Here is a 6053-nt window from a genome sequence, read left to right as displayed (position 1 = left end):
GCCTCGGCTTGTAACTTTGCCTTTTCTTCTGGAGATAAGGCATAGCCTTTTGATTTCCATTTAATATCAATGCCCGTTCGATTATTCCTGATATAACCTGCGGGGTGGCCGTCAAGATGACCGACATAGAAACCTGAACCAGCACTATGGCTCAAACTATTTTTATCACCAGTGGTACGTATACGGTGCTTTTTGCCGTCCATAATGGGATGCTCTCCATCCACTTCACAACCTACAGACCGCAAAGCTTCTGCAAATTCCTCTTTAGGCGTCATCGCTGGATCTTGTTGGGTTTGGACCCTATCAGGCGACCAACGGCTCAAACGTTCCTTATCACCATTAGGACCTACATACCAAGATTTAGCGCCTGCATCCCAAGCAGCACCCGCGGCTTTTGCTGCTGCTCTTTCCCCGTAAGGAACAGCTAGATATTGGCGGGATTGCTCGACCTGTTTAGATTGGGATTAGCTTGTACCGATTCCTGATTATCATTGCCCTCCGTGGCCCATTTGGAAAACTGGTTAACATCAACGCCAGGAGGAACATACCAGGAGCGCTGTTCACCATCCCATTTTGCACCAAGTCCTTTAGCTTCGTTCTTCTCTTTAAACGGAACGTTGATATACGTTTTTTCTCCCTCGGCTTGAGTGGGAACTGAGTCTGGTTGCTGCTGGGGCTTCCGTTCCTGTTGCTCAAATTCAGCAATACGCTGTTGTAAATCACCATCGTTGAGCGTTGCGGCCATTTCTGCTGATTTACGGGTTTCTTTAGCGGCTAAAATATCATCATCCGAGCTGTTAGGGTTTAAACGAACACGAATTTCATTTATACGAGCAAATTTAGCGGCTTGTTCATGCTCATTGGGTTCTGACAGGGCATCTACCACACTAAGCAAATTCGCAAGTTCTTCGGCTTGATGTTGAGTATCGAGATCAGCGACCCATTGATGCATTCCCTTTTCATGCTGCGCATACACACCCCAAAATTCAGGCGTAACTCCCTCAGCAGGTTCTACAAACTTTTCGCCGTTTTCATCGGTGTATATAACGTTACCTTGTAACTGAATATCACCAGACCAATCAGCAGGTAGTAAAAATCCAAGATTCTCCTTTGCCACTTCTTCGAAAGATTGAGGTTCTGACTCACCAGAAGCTAAACGCTTTCGTTCTTCCGCAACTAGAGTTAGGGCGCGTAAATCTTCCTGTGAAAGCGTTGATAACACCTGATCACGTATTGGCTGTGTTTGAATTGGTAGCTGCATATCTAAATCCTGATCTTTATTGTCCTCGCTAGGTTTTAACTCAGAGGTTTGTTTCTGGATTTGGGTTTGCTCAATCACCTGTTTCTGTTCCAGGTCCATCACATACCCGCATATTTTTTCAGCATCGGCAGAGGCACGGAATATTTCTAAAGGGTCCTCTTGAAGTGCTTTAATCCAAGAGCCGACATAAGCGGCATGTTGTTCAGGGTCATGACCGATACCCAATTCATCACCTAAGATCATGCTACTTATTTCAGCGCGCAATTCTTCCTTGGCGTACCCTTCTGAACCGAATGGATTTGATAAATCTCGGTCCAGACGCGAACTATGACCAGTCCAATGACCGAGTTCATGTAACGCTGTAGCATAATAATTGTCAGAGGTCGGGAATTGTCCTTTATCGGGTAATTGAATATGGTCAGAATACGGACGGTAAAAAGCTCTATCACCACCGTGACGAATATCAGCACCAGACGCATTGAGTATCTTTTCAGCTCGCTCAGAAGCATCCCAAGTTTGCTCTTTACGCTCTAAAGGAGGCAATCCGTCTATCTGTTCGCCATTGAATACCGTAGCAAAGAACACCCGCGGGCGTTCTAGCTTGATGGTTTCCTTTACTGGTTTTCCTTTTTCATCAATGACAGGCTTTCCGTTATCATCGAGCTTGGTCCGTTCTTCTGTAAACTTCCAGTATTGGACCCCTGTCCCTTTTTCTTTACCGCGAACTTGAGCACCGAGTTCTTTAGCTTGCTTGTACGTCATCCAACGGTTATCACTTCGTCCCTGAGACATTAGGTGAATCGCGTTAATGCCCTTGTAACGGTTGCCTGTAAGCGGGTTTGTTGGCATGAACCCTGGCGCCCCAGGGTCCCAAGGTTTTTGCCAGGGTGCAGTGCCGGCTTTTAGTTTTTCTATTAGATTATTAGCAACCGTTTCATGAAATGGGGGTTTCTTTTCAGCCATTGGTTAACCCTCCTTAGTATCATCAGGGGCAACGAGATCCAGCAGGTCAGCCGTACTTTCTTCGGCGTCTTGTTCTGATAGAGCATCTTCAAAAAACGCCCCAGCTTTTTCAGCTTCAAGTGGGTCAAACTCCACTTGATAGCCAGGTATCATTGCGTCTTCTAACTTTTCTTGTAGGGCTGCATCTGCGGCAGGTTGATTAGTTGTATTCGTCATTGGGGTTACTCCTTGTCAGTATTGTTACGGCCCTTGCTATAATTAGGGCGCCCTTTCATATCTGGATAAGATTGCTTACAAGTAGGGAAGTTTGAACAGGACCACCAATACTGCCCTTTCTTCCTTGGTGAAGGACGGCGCGATAATCCTGCTCCACATGACATACATTTGAATACATCCGAGATTACAGCCGCTTCTTTACCTCCAGCGATTGCTACAGCTCCATTATTGGCCTTTGCAACCTGGTCTTTGATAAACGCCTCTTGTTTGGTAATAAAGGCACTCAGTTCTGTTTTTCCGGATTCAACACTTTGCAACATACGCTCATAAAGAGCTGTTAGAACCGGACTTTTTACCACTTCTGGCAACGCATCAATCATGCTTCGACCTAAAGTGGTACTCACAATTCGCTTACCCTGCGTTTCCAAGTAATTACGGCGTTTCAGTTCAGCAATGATCGAAGCTCGTGTAGCCTCTGTCCCAATACCATCCCCTTCACGTAGCATTTTTTTATGTTGAGGGTCCGTCACAAACCGATGGATATTTACCATCGCAGTGATTAACGTACCTTCTGTAAACCTTGCTGGCGGCTTCGTCTTGGCGTCTCGTCTGACTGATTGTCCACAATCAATAGCATCGCCTTTTGTCATTCTTGGTAATGATTGTTCATCACCATCTTGATCGCCTTCGTCTTCTTCGGACTCGTCCAAATACACATCATGCCAACCACCAAACGTGACAACCTTCCCTTTAGCCCCAAACGTTTCCCCTTGAACGTCAACAGTGATGGTTGTACTTAGGAACTCATGCACTGGATAAAACTGCGCAAGGTAGGCTCTTACAACCAGGTCATAGATAGCTCTTTCTTTGTCATTAAGTTTGTTCAAATTTCCTTTGTGCATCGTGGGAATGATGCCGTGGTGTGCCGAGACTTTCGCATCATTCCAAGTGCGGGATTTTATTCCCGTATCTGCTCGGTCTATGATGGAAGATAAATGAGGGTTTACCGCTTTCACTGCTGCTAGAACCGCGGGCGCATCTTCAAACTGAGATTCTGGCAAATACGCACAGTCAGTTCTTGGGTAAGTAGTTAACTTGTGTGTTTCGTACAATGATTGACACGTATCTAGTACATCTTGAGCACTGAACCCAAATTTTCTTGATGCCAAGGCGGTCATATCAGACAAGCTAAAAGTAAGCGGGTGATTTTGCTTCTTGGCTTGTTGGATATAATCTGTGATTGTTCCAGGTTTACCGCTCAGGGACTCAACTAGCTTATCAGCAATCTGTGTGTCGATTAGACGGCCTTCCTCGTCTAGCCCTTCCTGATCTTCTTTCGCTTTCCAACCCGCCCAAAAACTGCCGGACTCATGTTTAATTTCAGCTCGAATAGTATGGAACGGTATAGACTTGAAAGATTCGATTTCACGGTCCCTATTCACTACTAGAGCAAGGGAAGGTGTTTGTACGCGGCCTACTGTCAATAAAGCTCTTGAGCCGCCTCTTTGTGCTCTCAAAGTGTACGCCCTGGATAGATTCATACCTATCAACCAATCAGCTTTACCTCGCCCTTCCGCAGCATGGGCGAAGCCGTGAAATTCGCGGTTATCTTTCATGTTGGTTAACGCACGTTTAACAGATACGGAGTCAATAGCGTTAGCCCAATAGCGAAGAACTGGCTGTGTACTATTGAAATGCACTAGCAATTCATCAACAAGCAATTGCCCTTCACGGTCAGGGTCCCCAGCATTCACAATTTGAGTGGCAGACTTGATCAACTTGCCGATAGTTTTCACCTGTTTTTTGGCGTCGTCTTTGGGTCTTAAAATCCATTGTTGAGGAATAATTGGGAGTTCTTCAACACGCCATAATTTTCGGCCTTTGTCATTCGTAGGTACATCGTCCGGTGTATATTCATCCGGCCCAGCTTGCTCCAGCATGTGACCAAAACACCAGGTAACTCTATCCTTGCCACATTCAATAAAACCGTCACCCTTACCTGTTACTCCTAGCTCTGCGGCAATGGCTTTTGCTACTGAGGGTTTTTCTGCGATAAATAATCTCATACCTTTTCCTTACCAAGTGAATACTGGACGAATAACCGCTTTCACTTGAGAACGATTAACAGGCCCAAAATAACGGGCATCAAATGAGGTTCCGCTAACATCCGACATAAGCAGTAATTCAGAGTTACCAAGCGTGTACTGACTTGTTTGGTATCGAGGCAATTCTCTCCCTGCTGGGTCCGTAGTTTTTAACTTGCTGTGTTTCAGCAAGCTACCTTCAACTAAAACCCCTTCATCAGTGATTTTTACGGTGTCACCTTTAGCCGCTAAAATTCGCTTCATCATGTAGCCATAGTCACCTGGACAGAATCCGGCGGCGATGTAACCACGTTCTTTTGCAGTAGCAAACACACCAATTTCAGGCGGGCAAAAAAGAACATAAGCCCCTTTTTCTATTGGTGCGTCAGTGGTCCAATACAGGCCGACAGGAATGCTTTTTGTTGTGTTGATTCGAGCACCAGAGAAATAACAGGTTGCTCCGAGCACCATAAGAGACGCGCCAACAATTGCGACACCTGAATAAATTCGCTTCATCATATTTGAATCCCTTCCTCTACTTGCTCGACGACTCGTAACTTATCGCAAACTTTAGGCGCTTCAATTTGGGCGCGAGCAAGAAAAATAGGGTCTTTGAAGTAAAGAGGTTGTTTGCCATAAACCGCGGGATAACCCGCGACATACACAACCATATCGCCCGCGGTATCAATATCACCCTTGGCGTTTTTAACTGGCCCAGGCATACGCAAACATTCGTCTGGCGTTAACAACGGTCGTTGTACTTCTTGAATAGTTCGAGATACTTGCCCTAGTAGCGCAGAAGTACGGCGCCCACTGGTTGTAATCTGCTCTTTTACTACAGTTGTTTGGCCCGTTAATCGAGACAAGTGTTCGGCGGTTTCGATTCGGTTTGGCGGGTATGCGTTCTGAACGTGACAGTTAGATGTGATGGTTTCATCAGGGCCATAACCTGTTTCACGGCTTTTAAGTTGGTTTAAGTCCTGGCAAATCAAGTAACACTTAATCCCATAGCCCGCAACGAAAGCTAGTGATTCTTGCAATATTTCTAGCTTCCCTAAACTTGGGAACTCGTCCAGCATCGCCAACAGTCTGTGTTTGTAATGGGCTACAGGTCGGCCTTTCTCAAACGTCATTTCATCAGCCAACAGGCGAATGATCATGTTTACCAATATTCGGACCAATGGGCGCAAACGGGCTTTATCATTTGGTTGCGTAACAATGTAAAGGCTGACAGGGTTATCATGGTTCATCAGATCTCTAATCTTGAACTCAGACTCACTCACGTTTCGAGCTACCACTGGATCGCGGTAAAGAGCTAGATATGATTTTGCGGTCGATAGAACAGAGCCACCTTCTTCCTCTGGTCTATCCATCATGTCACGCGCAGCAGAACCAACCGCAGGGTGGTTTTGACCGTCCACATGACCATAGGTAGCCATTTCCATCCAAAGTTCGCCTGTGTCGCGCTCAGGGTCAGCAAGCATTGCATCAGCCATTGGGACCGCGCAGCACCAAGACTTCGCCTGTCC

General features: G+C 46.0%; 6 protein-coding genes. All 6 read right to left on the bottom strand.

The window, feature by feature from the left end; genetic code table 11:
* The coding region (locus KO497_RS19175) for a hypothetical protein (protein ID WP_252729665.1) at positions 1-275 on the bottom strand (275 nt) is incomplete at its 3' end.
* A 149-nt stretch (positions 276-424) separates the two neighbouring features.
* Entirely contained in the window at positions 425-2224 is a 1800-nt protein-coding gene (locus tag KO497_RS13130) for a zincin-like metallopeptidase domain-containing protein (protein ID WP_252729664.1), read from the bottom strand.
* Between the two features lie 3 nt (positions 2225-2227).
* Positions 2228-2440 (bottom strand): hypothetical protein, encoded by a 213-nt coding sequence (locus KO497_RS13125; RefSeq protein ID WP_012774823.1) that lies wholly within the window; start codon positions 2438-2440, stop codon positions 2228-2230.
* Positions 2441-2445: 5 nt separating this feature from the next.
* Positions 2446-4506: a DNA topoisomerase III gene (locus KO497_RS13120; RefSeq protein WP_012774824.1), complete on the bottom strand. Its 2061-nt coding sequence runs from the start codon at positions 4504-4506 to the stop codon at positions 2446-2448.
* 9 nt (positions 4507-4515) lie between these two features.
* Complete coding sequence (gene traF, locus KO497_RS13115) at positions 4516-5043, bottom strand: conjugative transfer signal peptidase TraF (protein WP_012774825.1); 528 nt, start codon at positions 5041-5043, stop codon at positions 4516-4518.
* Positions 5040-6053 (bottom strand): type IV secretory system conjugative DNA transfer family protein (locus KO497_RS13110; RefSeq protein ID WP_215944417.1); only part of this gene is annotated, 1014 nt, incomplete at its 5' end. The genes KO497_RS13110 and traF, both read right to left, overlap by 4 nt.

Source organism: Pacificibacter marinus, assembly GCF_018860665.1.
Taxonomy (GTDB): domain Bacteria; phylum Pseudomonadota; class Alphaproteobacteria; order Rhodobacterales; family Rhodobacteraceae; genus Celeribacter; species Celeribacter marinus_A.
The sequence above is the reverse complement of the archived record's forward strand: the minus strand, read 5'-3'. Positions and strand labels throughout refer to the sequence as shown.

Bases quoted from the DNA above. Each gene is read 5' to 3' on its own strand.
- KO497_RS13120 (WP_012774824.1), bottom strand. From the start codon at position 4,506: ATGAGATTATTTATCGCAGAAAAACCCTCAGTAGCAAAAGCCATTGCC.
- traF (WP_012774825.1), bottom strand. From the start codon at position 5,043: ATGATGAAGCGAATTTATTCAGGTGTCGCAATTGTTGGCGCGTCTCTT.
- KO497_RS13130 (WP_252729664.1), bottom strand. From the start codon at position 2,224: ATGGCTGAAAAGAAACCCCCATTTCATGAAACGGTTGCTAATAATCTA.
- KO497_RS13125 (WP_012774823.1), bottom strand. From the start codon at position 2,440: ATGACGAATACAACTAATCAACCTGCCGCAGATGCAGCCCTACAAGAA.